The following is a 16,757-nucleotide window of genomic DNA, read 5'->3' on the forward strand; positions in this document are numbered from 1 at the left end:
ATATGCGCATCGCGCTGATTCAACAAGCAGATTTTGTCGAAGGCTCAGATAAACTATTAAAACTGAAATTGGATCTCGGCGGTGAAACCCGTCAGGTCTTCTCTGGTATCCGCTCAGCTTACCCTGACCCTAAAGTATTGGAAGGTCGACTCACCGTCATGGTAGCAAACCTGGCGCCGCGCAAAATGCGCTTCGGTGTTTCAGAAGGCATGGTGATGGCCGCAGGCCCTGGCGGCAAAGATATCTTCCTGCTCAGCCCGGACAGTGGTGCCCAACCAGGCATGCAAGTGAAGTAATCATGCTATAACACGTAAAAAAGCCGGTCATAAGGTATGAACTGACCGGCTTTTTTATTGCCTATTTGAGCTAAAAAAGATTTTTACTCACTTTTAACTATAGGCTGCCTGTCTCGTTGCCGAGCCTCTAACCAAAACAGCATATTAATAAATAAACTTAGCGAGAAGATCAGGAATAAAATATTATCCAGTAAGGAAACTTTAATGAGTGCATTGATAATAATATTCTGATGATGCTTTACTTCCACGAAACCTGATGAGAAAAACCAGAATACCCCGATAGCGCCCACTATATTTAATACCACAACCGGCCAATGCCATTTGGCCAGTAAAAAGAAAATCCATGACAACACCATCAGAGAAATAATGGCATCATCGAATTCAAAAATCAGAAAGAAGCTCATGTATAATAAGCCAAAACAAACCAGCGCCACCCCAAATGGATACTCATTAGGTAAAGCTGTAGCCAGCTGTTTTCTACGGTCACATACCGGTGGTTTTATGTCATAAATATTTATAGCAATAAAATAAAGAAAAAATAAACCCGATAAACATAATGCTATTAAGCTGTGCGAGAAATAAAAAACAAATGGAAGAAGGTGAAACATTAATAAATATGGGCTTAACCTTTGGCTAGCCAAACGGTATGAACAAGGTAACAAAAGCACCAATGAAAGTACTGCCAGAAAAGATGAAACAGAAAAATCCAGGATATTATCAATCAAGTCTGGAAATAAGATAATGACCAGAAACATAATTGTCATCAGTGCCAGCGCGTAGCGAACAAATAAAAACAGGCACTCGCTGCGAGACATATAACGATATGTGGGGTTATCAACAGTGCCATTATTGATACAATAATCCAAATTCAGGTAAACCATATCAGTACTATTCTTTCTGAATTTATATAGGCTGCTAATTTTAACCATGGTGATTTTAATCCTTTAAATATCATTAAACTTAAAATGGTGAAAATTCATTTTTGTTATGGTAGCTAGACTCTATTATTTTATTTTTATGACTCAACTCTATTTAGAATATCAGGACTGAGTAAGCAGCGAAATAAATATTATTGTTGATATTTGTCTCAATAAAAATATGGTTATAAAGTTCCTCCGAGACAAAACCACTAAGAGCAAAAGGTTATTAGCTCTATTTGCACTCATGATACTCACCTCCCTCTTGTTACACTTTGCTGATTATTTGAGCTATCCAAACTAAAAGATATAACGTAATCCAAAAATTCATAACAAAGTTAATTCCTTATCAAAATAGTTATGGTTATGATGCAGTACAGAGACAGATAGACGTCTAGACACAAAGATAGCTATAACAATGATTGCACCGTACACATTGCACAACTTATCAACACCATGACGGAGTTCCGGATGAAAAAAATTGCTTCCCCATTACTGGCCTTGAGCCTGCTGACGGCACTGCCAGTCTTCGCTGCGGACACCGCCACGGTAGCCCCGATTCCTGATGCGATTGCCAAGCATCAAGGGCAAATTAAAATTGCGGTGATCCGTAATTTAGGTTCCGACGACAACACCACTCAATTCCTGTCTGGTGTATTGAAAGAAGGTAAAAAACTGGGTTTCAAAGTTGATACTTTTTTAAGCAACGGTGATGACGCGCGTTTTCAGGACTTTGTTAATCAGGCTATCAGCCAGAAATACGACGGGATTATTCTTTCCCAGGGCCGTGATCCCTACTCGACTGAACTGGTAAAACGCATTGCGGCAAACGGCATTGCCGTGTCTGTATTTGATACCGCCATTCAGGGTGAAATCCCCGGTCTGACCGTTACTCAACAAGATGATGCCTCCCTGACCAATGAATCTTTCGGTCAGCTGGTCAAGGACTTCAACGGTAAAGCCAATATTATCAAGCTCTGGGTCGCCGGTTTCCCACCAATGGAACGTCGCCAGGCCGCTTATCAAGCCCTGTTGAAACAAAACCCAGGGATTGTTGAACTGGAATCTATCGGTGCTGTTTCATCCGATGTTCAAGGTGATACCGCAAATAAAGTCGGTGCGGTATTGGCGAAATATCCGAAAGGCAAAATCGATGCAATTTGGGGAACTTGGGATGCCTTTACTCAAGGTGCTTATAAAGCCTTGCAGGAAAATGGCCGTACCGAGATAAAACTGTACAGCATTGATATCTCGAATCAGGATTTGCAACTGATGCGCGAAGCGAATAGCCCATGGAAAGTCAGCGTTGCGGTCGATCCTAAGCTCATTGGTGCCGTTAACTTACGTCTGGTTGCCAAGAAAATTGCCGGTGAAGAGACCCCTGCCAGTTATGAATTCCGTGCAGCCTCTATTCCACAAGCCCTGCTGGCGAGCCAACCTGGCCCAGTTAACGTCTCCGGTTTGAGTAAAATCATTCCTGGCTGGGGCCAGTCAGATGACTTCAACTCACCGTGGTTTGCTACCCTTGCTGCCAAAAACGGTCAATAATGTGACATTAAAGACCCAGGCAACTAATTGATTTGGAGTAAAATAAATGGCAGCGCAAGGAGTCTTGCCGACACCAGAATACAGCCGCAATATGCGGCTGATTGGACACAGTGATCAGGGTGGGAAACCCGATGGCGTGCAGGTCATGGTGCATCGTGGTTTCGCCTATGTCGGCCATATGGTGTCACAGGGCGTTTCAATTATTGATGTACGAGATGCCAAAAACCCACGTCCCGCGGGTTTTATCGCCGCGCCCCCCAATACGTGGAATGTGCACTTACAAGCTCATGATGACCTGCTACTGGTGATTAATGCGCGTGACCTGTTTGCTGACGCCAGTTTTGCCGAAGAGAAAGTGTATTACACCCGCTCTGTAGCCCAAACGGTCAGTACCCGGCAAGAAGGCCGTAGTTGGAGTGCCGGTTTACGTATTTTTGATATTTCGACACCGGACAAGCCCCGCGAGGTCAGTTTCCTGCCACTTGATGGCATCGGTATCCACCGCATCTGGTATGTCGGTGGGCGGTGGGCCTATGTTTCTGCGCTGTTAGATGGCTACAGTGATTATATCTTCCTGACTATTGACTTGGCTGACCCGCAAAAACCACAGGTTGCAGGGCGTTATGCGTTACCCGGTATGCATACCGCTGCGGGTGAACAAGCGAGCTGGCCTGAAGGTCAACGTTATGCACTGCACCATGCCATTGTCTGTGGTGATACTGCTTACGGCAGTTGGCGTGATGGTGGCCTGACGCTATTAGATGTCAGCGACCGCACTGAGCCAAAACTGATCAGTCATCGTAACTGGAGCCCCCCTTTTGGTGGCGGGACTCATACTGCACTTCCCCTGCCCGATCGCAACTTATTGGTGGTGCTGGATGAAGCGGTACTGGATAACCAAGAGGATGGCGAGAAACATATTTGGGTATTCGATATTCGCGAACCAACGAACCCGATAAGTATCTCGACATTTCCCGTGCCTAATGAGCGAGATTATGTAAAAAAAGGCGCACATTTTGGCCCACATAATCTGCATGAAAATCGGCCGGGCAGTTTTATCAGTTCATCGCTAATTTTTGCAACTTATCAGAATGCAGGTGTCCGGGCTTATGACATCAGTAACCCTTATCAACCGAAAGAAACAGGCGCTCTGGTGCCCGCTGCACCGGATAAAATGATGGATAAACGGCCTGGACGTCCGCAAGTTATTCAGTCGTGTGATGTGTTTGTTGATGCTCAAGGGATTATCTACAGCACCGATTATAATGGTGGGTTATCAATCATCGAATACTTAGGTTAAAAGTCTATTAATGGCAGGTCGATTCCAATCGACCTGCCATTGGCAAAAATTTTTCTTCCCCCCTCTCTCTTTCGTTCCTGCAATAGTCTACTGTTATTGGCTGAGCCGCTCTGTCGTAATGCTGTTCGAGTCATTCTTTTGATTGAAAAAACCGCATAGAAACAGTTCATTACCCAAAATAATTATAAGTAAGAAAATGCCATGAAAGGATTTCCATCGCGAGTCACTAATCTGCTGATTGCCTCACTGGTCTTGACCATTGGGCGAGCCGTCACACTCCCCTTTATCACCATCTATCTGGCCGAGCATTTTCAGTTGGCTCCCGATAAGGTTGGGCTGGTACTCGGGGCGAGTTTAACCTTAGGTATCTTCACCAGTTTGTACGGCGGCTATCTGGTGGATAAATTCAACAAAAAGCAGTTGATTCTGCTCGCTGTCACACTGTTCTCGGTGACCTTTTTTACCTTGCCGTGGGTTGAACATCCGGCCTGGATTATCCTGATTCTGGCATTGTTACATTCGGCGTATTCGGTCTACGCTATCGCCATTAAGGCCTGTTTTGCCGACTGGCTGCCAGTCAATGAGCGAATCAAAGCCTTTTCGGCCAACTACACCTTAGTCAATGTCGGCTGGGCGATTGGGCCGGGGCTCGGTGTTTTAGTCGTCAGTATGGGGCCACAGGTACCTTTTATTATTTCGGGGATACTGGCGTTGTTAGTCGCCATCACGTTGAAATTCAGAATAGATAACACTGATATGTCTGTCGCAGAGCATACACAAACTGAATCTGTGCCAGATTTCCGCCAAACATTTCGTATTTTACGTCATGACAAACGGCTGATTTATTTCACTGTCGGGAGCATGCTCAGTGCCATTGTCTTTGGCCAATTCTCCGGTTATTTATCTCAATACCTGATTACTGTTTCTGATGCCAAATTTGCCTATCAAGTCATTGGCGCCGTGATGACGGTCAATGCGACCATTGTCATTACCTTACAATACCTATTAAGCCGCCGTATGAATCAACAGAACTTAATGCGTTGGCTAATGCTGGGTACCCTGTTCTTTATTATTGGCTTGTTCGGGTTTATGGCAGCACAGCAGTCAATCCCGATATGGATGTTAGCGATGGCGATTTTCTCATTGGGTGAAATTATTGTTATCCCGGTCGAATATCTGTTTATCGATTTTATTGCCCCCGCGAATCTCAAAGGAAGTTACTATGGTGTACAGAATCTCGGTCAGCTAGGCGGGGCCGCGAATCCGGTACTCTGCGGCTTCCTGTTGGCTTATGCCGCACCGGAGATGATGTTCTACATGTTGATTGTGGCGGCGATTTTGGGGCTGGTATTTTTCTATCGCGGCTACCAACTGGCTAAACGGCAGGAAGAGCAAACCGCCTGCCCCCTGAAATGTGAAAAATGACGAATATATTATTCATAGTGTGATGACTAGCACAGTGCCAAAGTTAATTGTATGATGAATGAATTCCGTCACTCAGGACTCTTTTTATGCGCAATGTGACTTCACTTTGCTGGCAGTATCTGCGGGCTTTCGCCATTATCTATCTGTGTTTATGGGCCGGTAAGGCAGTGGCCTTGCTGCTGCCCATCACTATCCCCGGTAGCATCCTCGGTATGCTGATTCTGTTTGCCCTGCTTGCCTCCCAAATTTTGCCTTCGACATGGGTGAAACCCGGTTGTCACCTGCTGATCCGCTACATGGCGCTGCTCTTTGTGCCGATCGGTGTTGGCGTAATGCAATATTATGATCAGCTCACTAAGCAGTTCGGCCCGATCGTGGTTTCCTGCTTTGTCAGTACCTTGATTGTGATGTTGGTGGTCGGTTACAGCTCGCATTATGTCCATCGTGAGCGCAAGGTGATTGGTTCTCCGACTCACACCGAGGAGGACAAATGATCAGTCACTTATGGTGGTCGCTACCACTGACACTCATTGTGTTCTTCAGTGCACGCCGTTTGGCCCGCTGGTTGAAAATGCCCTTGCTAAACCCGTTGCTGATATCCATGGTGGTTATCATTCCCTTGTTGTTAGTGACACATATGCCCTATGCTAACTATTTCGCGGGCAGCAAAGTTCTGAATGATTTGTTGCAGCCGGCTGTAGTGGCGTTGGCTTTCCCGCTGTATGAGCAATTGCATCAAATTCGCGCGCGCTGGAAATCAATCATTAGCATCTGTTTTATCGGCAGTATAACCGCTATGGTCAGTGGCACTGCGGTGGCCCTGTGGATGGGGGCAACCCCTGAAATCGCCGCCTCGGTACTGCCAAAATCCGTCACCACACCTATTGCCATGGCGGTGGCTGAATCCATCCATGGTTTACCGGCCATCAGTGCAGTGTGCGTTATTTTTGTCGGGATTCTGGGGGCTGTCTTTGGCCATAGCTTGTTGAATCTATTAAAAATCACGACTAAAGCCTCGCGCGGGTTAGCCATGGGAACTGCTTCACACGCCTTGGGTACCGCTCGCTGTGCTGAGTTAGATTTTCAGGAAGGGGCATTCAGCTCACTGGCCTTGGTAATTTGTGGGATTATCACCTCACTGCTAGCGCCCTTTTTGTTTCCGGTACTGCTACATTTATTTGGCTAACATCGCAGTATAAATTTGAGATACATCTCTCATTTGAGATTTTACTTGCATGAATTTCATATATAACGGGATCTATGTCACACCAAGAAAGCCCCAAGCTGCCTAAAATAGTTTCCCGTAACTATTGGAGAGAACCCTATGCAAGCACGTTTTCATGACGCTTGGGCTAAGTTGCCCGCCTCACTGCAACCCGCACTTGAACCTATCATGAGCGCAAACGATTTCCCTGCACTGCTGACCGCTGAGCAAGTGAAAACGGTAAAGAGCATCAGTGGGTTAGATGATGATGCGCTGGCATTTGCGTTGTTACCCCTGGCTGCCGCTTGTGCCTTGACGCCTATCTCTAAATTTAATGTCGGGGCCATTGCTCGCGGTATTAGTGGTAACCTCTATTTCGGTGCCAATATGGAGTTCAGTGGCACGCCATTGCAGCAAACCATCCACGCCGAACAATGTGCCGTCAGCCACGCGTGGCTGCGTAATGAGGCCAGTTTGGTGTCTATTACCGTTAATTACACGCCGTGTGGCCATTGCCGCCAGTTTATGAATGAATTGAACAGTGGAACCGGCCTGCATATCCATCTACCGGGCCGCCCTGCATCAACACTGGGGCAGTATTTGCCAGACTCTTTCGGCCCGAAAGATTTGGATATCACCACCCTGCTGATGGACCCTGTTGATCACGGTTATAAAATTGCTGAAACTGATGAACTGACTCAGGCAGCACTTGCTGGTGCAAACCACAGCCATGCGCCATACAGCAACTCCCACAGTGGTGTGGCATTGGAAACCGCCGACGGCATTATTTATACCGGGCGCTATGCTGAAAATGCCGCCTTTAACCCAAGCTTGCCACCGCTGCAAGCCGCCTTGATTCTGACCAACCTTGCTGGCAAAGATTGTGGCGCTATTCGCCGCGCAGTGCTGGTTGAGGGCAGTCAACCAATGCTAACCCAGTGGAATGCAACGCAAGCCACACTGGCTGCACTCGGTTGTACTGATATAAAACGCGTGACATTTTAAACAAATAGCACCCAAACCGGGGTTACCTGGCTAGCCCCGATAATGGCCAGCAGCACCTTATCTGTTGGCTGACTCCCCCCATTACGTCATAAAAACTCGTCCCTTAGTGGGGGGTTAATATACTGAGATTCTGGCCAACTGTGTGACATAGGCGGTTGATATGGGGCGACAATTAACTCTTGTTTACTTTTTTGTATTGCCATTGAAGACGCGACATAACACCGTTCTGGGTTAATAATATCCCCCCGACTTTCAATCTCTTTGGTGATTTTAATCACCATCGGCCCATTGTCGTTACGCTCACCCAAAGCGATGCACAAATCATCATTCGAGAGGCCAGATAGATTCTCAATGGGTACCGTATAACTTATGCAACCTGATACCAAGAATAACAGAATAATAACACTGCATTTATCCATTTTTATTTTCATCTATATTTTTAAAACTGCCGGGTGAACATTTGGTTTGTGAGGAATTTAACTTATATAAATAATCAAACATAATCTTAGCGTAATAGTATTTAACTGTTATTTATGAAACTTTTTTAATTTAATTAATGCTTATTGTTGTAATCCCGAGCTAAAAATCGCATTTCTCCTTTCAAAAGAAAAGAGCTATTGAATAATCGTTATAGTTTCATTTATATAAACAGTGTCGGCATATCGCCAATAATCTGGCGGCAGCGCGCGGCAACACGGCGGTTTAAATCATTTGGGCACGTGCAAAGTTTTCGAGTCAATATGCCATTTCTATGGACTTATCCCATTAATGTGACACCGCCCACACTTACCGATAGCCGACATATTTAACTAACAAAAGCTGTACATTTTTTTCTTATCTTTTAGGATCAGGGTAACGACTTGATAACGTTTAAGAGTGAAACTCATGGAACTGGAATACGAAAGTAAACGCCCCCTGTACATCCCCTACGCTGGCCCGATCCTATTAGAATTCCCTTTATTGAACAAAGGTAGCGCCTTCACCAATGATGAGCGCAGCCACTTCAATTTACACGGCTTATTGCCAGAAGCGGTTGAAACCATCGAAGAACAGGCTGAACGTGCTTATCGTCAGTATCAGGATTTCAAAAACGACGACGATAAACATATTTATCTGCGTAATATTCAAGATACTAATGAGACCCTGTTTTACCGCCTACTGGAAGCGCATCTTAGCGAGATGATGCCCATTATTTACACCCCAACGGTCGGCGAAGCTTGCGAACACTTCTCCGACATCTATCGCCGCGCGCGCGGGTTATTTATCTCTTACCCAAATCGCGAACACATTGATGACATGCTGCAAAATGCCACCAAGCAAAATGTGAAAGTTATCGTGGTTACTGACGGCGAACGCATTCTCGGCCTTGGCGACCAAGGTATTGGCGGTATGGGCATTCCCATTGGGAAACTGTCACTGTATACCGCCTGCGGTGGTATTAGCCCGGCATATACCTTGCCCGTGGTATTGGATGTGGGCACCAACAACCCACAGCGTCTGAATGACCCTCTATATATGGGCTGGCGTCACCCGCGCATTTCCGGCGACGAATATTATGCATTTGTCGATGAATTCATTCAGGCCGTAAAACGCCGCTGGCCGAATGTGTTGTTGCAGTTTGAAGATTTTGCGCAGAACAATGCGACGCCGCTGCTCAACCGCTATCGCGATGAGTTGTGCTGTTTCAATGATGATATTCAGGGCACGGCGGCAGTCACATTGGGCAGCCTGATAGCAGCAAGCCATGCCGCTGGCAGCCAGTTGCGCGACCAAACTGTCACCTTCCTCGGCGCAGGTTCAGCCGGTTGTGGGATTGCTGAGCAAATCATTGCGCAGATGATTTCAGAAGGTCTGAGTGAAGCACAAGCTCGAGCGCGTATCTTTATGGTCGATCGCTTCGGCCTGTTGACTGACAAACTGCCTAATCTGTTAGATTTCCAAAGTAAATTGGTGCAAAAAAGCGATACGTTGCAAAGCTGGAATCTGACCAGTGACTCAATCTCACTGCAGGATGTGGTACGTAATGCCAAACCTACCGTGCTGATTGGGGTTTCTGGCCAGCCGGGGTTATTTACCGAAGAGTTGATCCGCGAGATGCACAAGCACTGTGCGCGCCCGATAGTGATGCCACTGTCGAACCCAACTTCACGGGTAGAAGCACGGCCAGAAGATATTATTAACTGGACAGATGGCGCAGCATTAGTCGCAACAGGTAGCCCCTTCTCACCGGTCAGCTATAAAGAGAAACTGTATCCAATTGCACAATGCAATAACTCTTATATCTTCCCCGGTATTGGTTTGGGGGTGCTGGCATCCGGTGCCAAACGTGTCACTGACGGTATGCTGATGGCCGCCAGCCGTGCATTGGCGGAGTGTTCACCGCTGACGCAAAACGGCGAAGGAGCATTACTGCCCAATATCGACGACATTCAGGCGGTATCAAAAACTATCGCGATGGAAGTAGGGAAAGCTGCGCAGTTGCAAGGTGTCGCTATTGTCACCTCTGAAGAAGCACTGGCTAAAGCTATTGAGCGCAACTATTGGCAGCCACAGTATCGTACCTACAAACGCACCTCGTTCTAGTTATTATCCGGCCTGCGCTGCTGCTCAGGCCGGTTATAGACTCACTCTCTTGTCATCAGTTCCCCCTCAATCATTAATATAATAAGAAGAAACTATTGGCATGATATCGGTGGGTACAGTAGCCTTGCAATATCACCAGTGAGTTGAATGCATCAAAGGCCAGAGAATGTGGAAACGCCTGATTATTAGCTTAATTATCATCGCAGGGTTGCTGATGGTGACAGCTATTACGCTCGATCGCTGGATCAGCTGGAAAACCGCTCCTTTTATTTACGATGAGCTACAAGACTTACCGCACCGGCAGGTTGGTGTGGTATTAGGTACGGCTAAGTATTATAAAACCGGTGGTATAAATCAGTTTTATCAATACCGCATCCAAGGGGCGCTAAACGCCTATAACAGTGGAAAAGTCAGTTACTTACTGCTGAGTGGTGACAATGCGCTACACAGTTATAATGAGCCGATGACCATGCGCCGCGATTTGATGGCCGCTGGTGTGCCCGCCTCTGACATTGTGTTGGATTATGCAGGTTTCCGCACACTAGATTCTATTGTGCGTACTCGAAAAGTATTTGATACCAATGATTTTATTATCATTACTCAGCGTTTCCATTGCGAGCGGGCGTTGTTTATCGCGATGCATATGGGGATTCAAGCGCAGTGTTTTGCTGTGCCGTCCCCCAAAGATATGCTCAATGTTCGGGTACGTGAGATCTTTGCCCGCCTCGGCGCGCTGTCAGATCTCTATATTATGAAACGCGAGCCACGCTTCCTGGGGCCATTAATCCCTATTCCGGCAGTACACGTGATACCGGATGATGCTCAAGGTTACCCCGCCGTATCCCCAGAGCAACTGGTTGAACTGGAACACCGGCTGGCAGAAGAAAAAGCGAAAAAACCTGCACCTGCACCTGCACCTGCACCTGCACCTGCACCATGATTTTGGATGCGCTTTTGTTTTAATGTTAAGTTCAATCAAAAGCGCTTTCAATTACCCCCTTTGCCCTAAAAAAGCCCCAACATCACTTTCCACCTCCCCCATCTCTTGCAATAACTGCAACGTTTCCAGTGCTTCATCCTCATCCAGCCGACTCATAGCGAACCCCACATGCACCAAAACCCAATGGCCGATTAATGCTGCACTGGCCTGCTCATCAGCAGCCACCAGCATAATATTGACCGAGCGCCGCACGCCACAAACATCCACCCATGCCGTGCCCGGTTGAGTATCATCTAGCGCGACAATTTGCCCAGGAATTCCTATACACATCACCCGACTCCTGTTGTATCACGGCATAAAAAAAGTAAATTCATTCCACCTCCAACCGCTTAATCATCACACCGTCATCAGCGGCCCCAATACGCAAATGACTGCCCGCACACAATGGGCAGCGGGTCACTTTATTGCTGAGCAAATTAACCTGTTGCTGGCAGTCATGGCACCACACTTGTGATTGCTGTTGGCTAAGATGCAAAACACAGCCCTCCGCCAAAGTGCCACGGCACACCAGCTCAAAACAGAATTCCAACGCCTGCGGCTCGACACAGGAAAAGGCACCGGTTTCCAGCCACACACCGGTAATTCTCTGCGCGCCATGCAGCCGCGCCTGCTGTTCCATCATGGCAATCGCGTTTTGGCACAAGGTAATCTCATGCATAACGGTTCTCCCAATATGAATTTCTCTGACAAAAACAATGCAAAGACGGTGCCAGTCATGTCGCACTTGTCACTGAAACGATAGTTAATCTAATAACATGATAAATAATGATATTTACCAGAGCTTCCTCACCATGAATTCATAAGATGAATAATCACTGTCGAAGTGTCATCAAACGGCGGCGGTTTCGTCACTAATGTCGACACGTCACTGCCGCAATCTCCCTGTTTTTACTGCCTTTTAAATTTCTGTCCTTTATCTGCAATCAGCTTAATGCCCTACTGGCGCGGCTTCACCGATCTTTTGCCTTAGCGCCCACCGTACTGGCACAGAATATGCTTTGGAGCTGGGAAATGATTTTTCACCGCCTGACTGTCACCAGATTTTTGTCCCGGAGGGTATGGCCATGAACCGCTTTGTGATTGCGGAACCGAGGCTTTGTATTGGATGCAATACCTGCATGGCTGCTTGCAGCCAGGTGCATAAAGCCAAGGGTTTACAACAGCATCCCAGATTGACCGTGATGCGTAATGCCACAGTTACAGCACCAATTCTCTGTCGTCACTGTGAAGATGCATGGTGCGCGCGGGTTTGCCCGGTCAATGCCATAACCCTGACCAATAACGCTGTCGAATTGGATGAAACCACCTGTATCGGCTGCAAGCTCTGCGGTATCGCTTGCCCGTTTGGCGCAATCACACCGGCTGGCAGTAAACCCTTGGCAGTGCCAGAAAATTTCCCTGAATACATTCCGATGACCCTGCTATCTGATGTGCCATTCAGCCCAACCAACATGAATCCGTTCCTCGCCTGGAATGCCGGAGTGCGCACTGTCGCGGTGAAATGCGACTTATGCAGCTTCCAACCACAAGGGCCGGAATGCGTGCGGGTCTGCCCGACTAACGCCTTGATGCTGGTGGATGAGCACAGCATTGAACAGGCAAATCACGCCAAGCGCCTGGCCGCCGCCCGTGGGTTTGCCAACGAGCTGCCCTTTATGGCCGGAGACACCTCGTCCGCTATCTCTCACGAGGAGCAGAAAAGATGATGAATTCGCTTGAGCTACTGTGGCTCTCCTTACTGCTTTATCTGGCTGGCGCACTGCTTTCTCTGCTGCTAGCACGGCGCGAAACACAGGCAATTTATGCCTCTGGGCTGGCGTCATTGTTGGGTGGCATTGCCGGCCTGTTTGCGGCAGCGCCCACTTTGCTGGGCGGCGGAATTATCACTTTCACCACCGCCGGGCCATTCCCGTTCGTGGCATTCAGCTTGCGTCTTGACCCCTTAGCCGCATTTATGCTGATGGTCATCTCACTGTTGGTGGTGATAACCGCTCTCTATTCATTGGCCTATGTGCAGGAATACAAGGGGCGCGGGGCGTGGGGAATGGGGGTCTTTATGAACCTGTTCATCGCCTCAATGGTGGCGCTGGTGGTGGTGGATAACGCTTTCTACTTTATTATTTTCTTCGAAATGATGTCGTTGGCGTCTTACTTCCTGGTGATTTCCGATCAGGATGACGATGCCATCAGCGCGGGCTTGCTCTATTTTCTGATTGCCCACGCCGGTTCCGTGCTGATTATGATTGCGTTCTTCCTGCTGTACCGCCTGAGCGGCAGCCTGGAGTTTGCCGCCTTCCGGCAGGCTAATCCGCAACCCATTATGGCCTCGGTTATCTTCTTGTTAGCTTTCTTCGGTTTTGGTGCCAAGGCTGGGATGTTGCCACTGCATGGCTGGTTACCACGAGCGCACCCTGCCGCCCCGTCCCATGCTTCAGCCCTGATGTCCGGCGTCATGGTGAAAATAGGTATCTTCGGCATCATCAAAGTGGGAATAGATTTACTCGGCGCTAGTCAACTGTGGTGGGGCGTGGTGGTGTTGGGCTTTGGCGCGGTGTCCTCCGTGCTCGGCGTGTTGTACGCGCTGGCAGAGCATGACATCAAACGGCTACTGGCGTATCACACGGTTGAGAATATCGGCATCATCCTGATGGGGGTCGGTGTCGGTATGATTGGTATTGCCAGCCATCAGCCGGTACTCGCCGCGCTGGGTTTACTGGGTGCGCTCTACCACCTGCTTAACCACGCCGTCTTCAAAGGGCTGCTTTTCCTAGGGGCCGGTGCGGTGATTTATCGCTTACACACTAAAGACATGGAAAAGATGGGTGGGCTGGCCCGAATGATGCCTTATACCGCGCTGGCCTTTCTGGTGGGGTGTATGGCGATTTCAGCCCTGCCGCCATTCAATGGTTTTGTCAGTGAATGGTTCACCTACCAATCTCTGTTTACCATGACCAAAGACGGCGGTTTTATTATTCGCCTCGCCGGGCCAATCGCCATCGTGATGCTGGCCATCACGGGTGCGCTGGCGGCGATGTGTTTTGTGAAAGTTTACGGTATCAGCTTTTGTGGTCTGCCGCGCACCGAAAAAGCCGCGCAGGCGCGAGAAGTCCCCTGGCCGATGACCGCCGCTATGCTGTTATTGGCATTGCTGTGTTTGGTGTTAGGGATAGGCGCGACTCACGTTGCACCGGTGATTGCCCGCATTGCCGCCAGCTTGATAACCGCCCCAGCCGTACCATCTTTACAGGTCGCCCAAGGCGCGGTGTTATTCCCACAACATAGCTCTCAGGCCATGCTGTCCACTCTATATATCTTCTTGGGTTTATTGATTTTGCCGCTGGTGATTTTACTGGTCGCCAGTTTCTACAGAGGCAGTCGTCTGGCATTTCGCCATGGTGGCGACCCGTGGGCTTGCGGTTATGCCTATGAGCAGGCCATGACAGTCTCGGCCGGGGGTTTTACTCAACCACTGCGAGCCATGTTTGCCCCGCTCTATCGACTGCGTAAAACACTCGATCCCGCCCCGATGATGCAGCGCGCGCTGGAACATTCTGTCAGTGGTGCGGGCCGAGTGGAACCTGTCTGGGATGACAAAATAGTGGCCCCGCTTATCCGTTCTATCCAATGGCTCAGCCAACGCATTCAATGGCTGCAACAGGGTGATTTCCGCCTCTACTGTCTGTATGTGGTCGCCGCACTGGTGACCCTGCTGATTATTGCGGCTATTTAAGGAGACGAGCAATGCCAACTACTGATATGCCTGCGGTCTCTATGATTGCTTTTGCCATCGGGCAGGCGCTGGTGATGCTGGCGCTGGCACCGCTGATGGCGGGGATTTCGCGCATGGTGAAAGCCCGCATGCACTCGCGCCGTGGGCCGGGCATCCTGCAAGAGTATCGAGATCTCGCCAAATTACTGAAACGCCAAGATGTGGCACCGGCCAATGCTGGAATCATCTTCCGGCTGATGCCTTATGTGCTGCTGGGCAGCATGTTGTTGATTGCCATGGCGTTGCCTATTTTCACGCTGGCCTCCCCCTTTGGCGTGGCGGGCGATTTGATAACTCTGCTGTATCTGTTCGCGCTGTTCCGCTTCTTCTTCTCACTGGCGGGCCTGGATAGCGGCAGTATCTTCGCCGGTATCGGGGCCAGTCGCGAGTTGACGCTGGGGGTGTTGGTCGAACCGACCTTAATCCTTTCACTCTTGGTGGTCGGGCTGATTGCTGGCTCTACCAATATCGGCACCATCAGTACTACCTTATCTCAAGGGCACTGGCAGTCACCAACCGCAACGGCTCTGGCGCTGTTGGCCTGTGGTTTCGCGGTGTTTATCGAGATGGGAAAAATCCCGTTTGATGTCGCCGAAGCGGAACAAGAGCTACAGGAAGGGCCGCTGACCGAATACTCCGGTGCCTCACTGGGTTTGGTCAAATGGGGCATTAGCCTGAAACAGGTGGTAGTGGCGCAGCTTTTCCTCGGCGTATTTATCCCTTTTGGCAAGCTGGCGGTACTGAGTGGGCCGGGCTTACTGTGGGCATTGGTGGCCTGTGTTATCAAATTGGTGGCGGTGTTTGTGCTGGCCTCCATGGTGGAAAACAGTATTGCCCGTGGGCGCTTCCTGTTGACCTCCCGTGTTACCTGGCTGGGGTTTGGCGTCGCCGCCTTGTCTCTGGTTTTCTATCTGACCGGTCTTTAAGGAGCTAATAAACTCATCATGGAGAACCTGGCTCTTATGAATATCGCCCTTGCGACCATTTTGGTCCCATTTGCCGGTGCCATCCTCACCGCCTGCTTGCCACAGCAATGGGCGAAATGGTCTTGTACCTTCTTCTCACTGCTGGCCACCCTCGGCACCGTTCTGCTGGCTTATGCCTATCTGAGTGGCGGCAAGGTGGATGTCACTTTTGATCTAATTCATTACGGTGATATGGCACTGTTCGGCCTGACCATCGACCGCATCAGCACCTTGATTACTTTCGCCGTGGTATTCCTCGGCTTGCTGGTCAGTATCTATTCCACCGGCTATCTGACATTAGGTAATCGTGAGCACCCGCACGAGGGCACCAACCGCTACTATGCGCTGCTATTGGTATTCATTGGTGCTATGGCAGGGCTGGTCTTATCATCCACCCTACTGGGTCAGTTGTTTTTCTTTGAAATTACTGGTGGCTGTTCGTGGGGGTTGATTGGCTACTATCAGAGCCAGAAGTCATTGCGCTCGGCGCTCAAAGCCTTGCTGGTCACCCATGTGGCGGCCATCGGCTTGTATTTGGCGGCAGCAGTGCTACTGGTCAATACCGGTACCTTTGCTTTAACGGCACTGGCGCAACTGGACCACACCACCAAAGTCATTGTATTCGGAGGCATCCTGTTTGCCGCCTGGGGGAAATCGGCCCAGTTACCACTGCATATTTGGTTGCCGGATGCGATGGAGGCCCCGACCCCAGTCAGTTCCTATCTGCACGCCGCGTCGATGGTCA

At 49.0% G+C, this 16,757-nt stretch carries 17 protein-coding genes; 13 read left to right on the plus strand and 4 right to left on the minus strand.

The window, feature by feature from the left end:
• On the plus strand, nucleotides 1-296 hold a 296-nt coding region (gene metG / locus ACNSO8_RS11330; protein WP_418394677.1), incomplete at its 5' end, for a methionine--tRNA ligase subunit beta.
• An 83-nt stretch (nucleotides 297-379) separates the two neighbouring features.
• Here the strand turns inward: metG and ACNSO8_RS11335 are convergent.
• Nucleotides 380-1,225 (minus strand): hypothetical protein, encoded by an 846-nt coding sequence (locus ACNSO8_RS11335; RefSeq protein WP_418394678.1) that lies wholly within the window; start codon nucleotides 1,223-1,225, stop codon nucleotides 380-382.
• Nucleotides 1,226-1,684: 459 nt separating this feature from the next.
• On the opposite strand from ACNSO8_RS11335, the gene ACNSO8_RS11340 reads away from it, so the two are divergent.
• The 6 genes from ACNSO8_RS11340 (at nucleotide 1,685) to cdd (ending at nucleotide 7,695) form a co-directional block, all read left to right on the plus strand.
• Nucleotides 1,685-2,761, plus strand: coding sequence for a sugar ABC transporter substrate-binding protein (locus ACNSO8_RS11340; protein WP_418394679.1), 1,077 nt, complete (start codon nucleotides 1,685-1,687; stop codon nucleotides 2,759-2,761).
• Between the two features lie 46 nt (nucleotides 2,762-2,807).
• The gene (locus ACNSO8_RS11345) at nucleotides 2,808-4,061 is read left to right on the plus strand and encodes an LVIVD repeat-containing protein (protein WP_418394680.1); all 1,254 of its coding nucleotides are present in this window, start codon (nucleotides 2,808-2,810) and stop codon (nucleotides 4,059-4,061) included.
• 201 nt (nucleotides 4,062-4,262) lie between these two features.
• A complete protein-coding gene (locus ACNSO8_RS11350) occupies nucleotides 4,263-5,486 on the plus strand; it encodes an MFS transporter (protein ID WP_418394681.1) in 1,224 nt (407 codons plus the stop codon).
• Between the two features lie 86 nt (nucleotides 5,487-5,572).
• Entirely contained in the window at nucleotides 5,573-5,980 is a 408-nt protein-coding gene (locus ACNSO8_RS11355) for a CidA/LrgA family protein (protein WP_418394682.1), read from the plus strand.
• A complete protein-coding gene (locus ACNSO8_RS11360; protein WP_418394683.1) occupies nucleotides 5,977-6,672 on the plus strand; it encodes a CidB/LrgB family autolysis modulator in 696 nt (231 codons plus the stop codon). The genes ACNSO8_RS11355 and ACNSO8_RS11360 overlap by 4 nt, the downstream gene beginning before the upstream one ends.
• Nucleotides 6,673-6,810: 138 nt before the next feature.
• Nucleotides 6,811-7,695 (plus strand): cytidine deaminase, encoded by an 885-nt coding sequence (gene cdd / locus ACNSO8_RS11365; RefSeq protein WP_418394684.1) that lies wholly within the window; start codon nucleotides 6,811-6,813, stop codon nucleotides 7,693-7,695.
• A gap of 86 nt (nucleotides 7,696-7,781) precedes the next feature.
• Here cdd and ACNSO8_RS11370 read toward each other — a convergent pair whose 3' ends face one another.
• Entirely contained in the window at nucleotides 7,782-8,114 is a 333-nt protein-coding gene (locus tag ACNSO8_RS11370; protein WP_418394685.1) for a hypothetical protein, read from the minus strand.
• Between the two features lie 466 nt (nucleotides 8,115-8,580).
• Between ACNSO8_RS11370 and ACNSO8_RS11375 the strand changes: the two genes are divergently transcribed.
• The gene (locus tag ACNSO8_RS11375; RefSeq protein ID WP_418394686.1) at nucleotides 8,581-10,278 is read left to right on the plus strand and encodes an NAD-dependent malic enzyme; all 1,698 of its coding nucleotides are present in this window, start codon (nucleotides 8,581-8,583) and stop codon (nucleotides 10,276-10,278) included.
• 166 nt (nucleotides 10,279-10,444) lie between these two features.
• Nucleotides 10,445-11,218, plus strand: coding sequence for an outer membrane permeability protein SanA (gene sanA / locus ACNSO8_RS11380; RefSeq protein WP_418394687.1), 774 nt, complete (start codon nucleotides 10,445-10,447; stop codon nucleotides 11,216-11,218).
• 51 nt (nucleotides 11,219-11,269) lie between these two features.
• On the opposite strand, the gene ACNSO8_RS11385 is transcribed toward sanA, so the two are convergent.
• Both ACNSO8_RS11385 and hypA read right to left on the minus strand, forming a co-directional pair.
• Nucleotides 11,270-11,548 (minus strand): HypC/HybG/HupF family hydrogenase formation chaperone, encoded by a 279-nt coding sequence (locus ACNSO8_RS11385; RefSeq protein ID WP_418394688.1) that lies wholly within the window; start codon nucleotides 11,546-11,548, stop codon nucleotides 11,270-11,272.
• Nucleotides 11,549-11,588: 40 nt separating this feature from the next.
• Complete coding sequence (gene hypA / locus ACNSO8_RS11390) at nucleotides 11,589-11,936, minus strand: hydrogenase maturation nickel metallochaperone HypA (RefSeq protein ID WP_418394689.1); 348 nt, start codon at nucleotides 11,934-11,936, stop codon at nucleotides 11,589-11,591.
• Between the two features lie 406 nt (nucleotides 11,937-12,342).
• Between hypA and ACNSO8_RS11395 the strand changes: the two genes are divergently transcribed.
• The 4 genes from ACNSO8_RS11395 to ACNSO8_RS11410 all read left to right on the plus strand — a co-directional run.
• Complete coding sequence (locus ACNSO8_RS11395; protein ID WP_418394690.1) at nucleotides 12,343-12,984, plus strand: 4Fe-4S dicluster domain-containing protein; 642 nt, start codon at nucleotides 12,343-12,345, stop codon at nucleotides 12,982-12,984.
• The gene (gene hyfB / locus ACNSO8_RS11400; RefSeq protein ID WP_418394691.1) at nucleotides 12,981-15,008 is read left to right on the plus strand and encodes a hydrogenase 4 subunit B; all 2,028 of its coding nucleotides are present in this window, start codon (nucleotides 12,981-12,983) and stop codon (nucleotides 15,006-15,008) included. Before ACNSO8_RS11395 ends, hyfB begins: the two co-directional genes overlap by 4 nt.
• Nucleotides 15,009-15,019: 11 nt before the next feature.
• Entirely contained in the window at nucleotides 15,020-15,973 is a 954-nt protein-coding gene (locus ACNSO8_RS11405; RefSeq protein ID WP_418394692.1) for a respiratory chain complex I subunit 1 family protein, read from the plus strand.
• A 36-nt stretch (nucleotides 15,974-16,009) separates the two neighbouring features.
• Nucleotides 16,010-16,757: proton-conducting transporter membrane subunit (locus ACNSO8_RS11410; protein WP_418394693.1), on the plus strand; the 748-nt coding region annotated here is incomplete at its 3' end.

It is taken from the genome of Yersinia sp. LJYL362 (genome assembly GCF_048323875.1).

Excerpts from the sequence above, each read along its gene's own strand:
- ACNSO8_RS11385 (WP_418394688.1), bottom strand. The coding sequence starts at position 11,548 with ATGTGTATAGGAATTCCTGGGCAAATTGTCGCGCTAGATGATACTCAA.
- ACNSO8_RS11360 (WP_418394683.1), top strand. The coding sequence starts at position 5,977 with ATGATCAGTCACTTATGGTGGTCGCTACCACTGACACTCATTGTGTTC.
- sanA (WP_418394687.1), top strand. The coding sequence starts at position 10,445 with ATGTGGAAACGCCTGATTATTAGCTTAATTATCATCGCAGGGTTGCTG.
- ACNSO8_RS11370 (WP_418394685.1), bottom strand. The coding sequence starts at position 8,114 with ATGGATAAATGCAGTGTTATTATTCTGTTATTCTTGGTATCAGGTTGC.
- ACNSO8_RS11350 (WP_418394681.1), top strand. The coding sequence starts at position 4,263 with ATGAAAGGATTTCCATCGCGAGTCACTAATCTGCTGATTGCCTCACTG.
- ACNSO8_RS11405 (WP_418394692.1), top strand. The coding sequence starts at position 15,020 with ATGCCAACTACTGATATGCCTGCGGTCTCTATGATTGCTTTTGCCATC.
- ACNSO8_RS11340 (WP_418394679.1), top strand. The coding sequence starts at position 1,685 with ATGAAAAAAATTGCTTCCCCATTACTGGCCTTGAGCCTGCTGACGGCA.
- ACNSO8_RS11335 (WP_418394678.1), bottom strand. The coding sequence starts at position 1,225 with ATGGTTAAAATTAGCAGCCTATATAAATTCAGAAAGAATAGTACTGAT.
- ACNSO8_RS11395 (WP_418394690.1), top strand. The coding sequence starts at position 12,343 with ATGAACCGCTTTGTGATTGCGGAACCGAGGCTTTGTATTGGATGCAAT.
- hyfB (WP_418394691.1), top strand. The coding sequence starts at position 12,981 with ATGATGAATTCGCTTGAGCTACTGTGGCTCTCCTTACTGCTTTATCTG.
- ACNSO8_RS11375 (WP_418394686.1), top strand. The coding sequence starts at position 8,581 with ATGGAACTGGAATACGAAAGTAAACGCCCCCTGTACATCCCCTACGCT.
- cdd (WP_418394684.1), top strand. The coding sequence starts at position 6,811 with ATGCAAGCACGTTTTCATGACGCTTGGGCTAAGTTGCCCGCCTCACTG.
- ACNSO8_RS11355 (WP_418394682.1), top strand. The coding sequence starts at position 5,573 with ATGCGCAATGTGACTTCACTTTGCTGGCAGTATCTGCGGGCTTTCGCC.
- ACNSO8_RS11345 (WP_418394680.1), top strand. The coding sequence starts at position 2,808 with ATGGCAGCGCAAGGAGTCTTGCCGACACCAGAATACAGCCGCAATATG.
- hypA (WP_418394689.1), bottom strand. The coding sequence starts at position 11,936 with ATGCATGAGATTACCTTGTGCCAAAACGCGATTGCCATGATGGAACAG.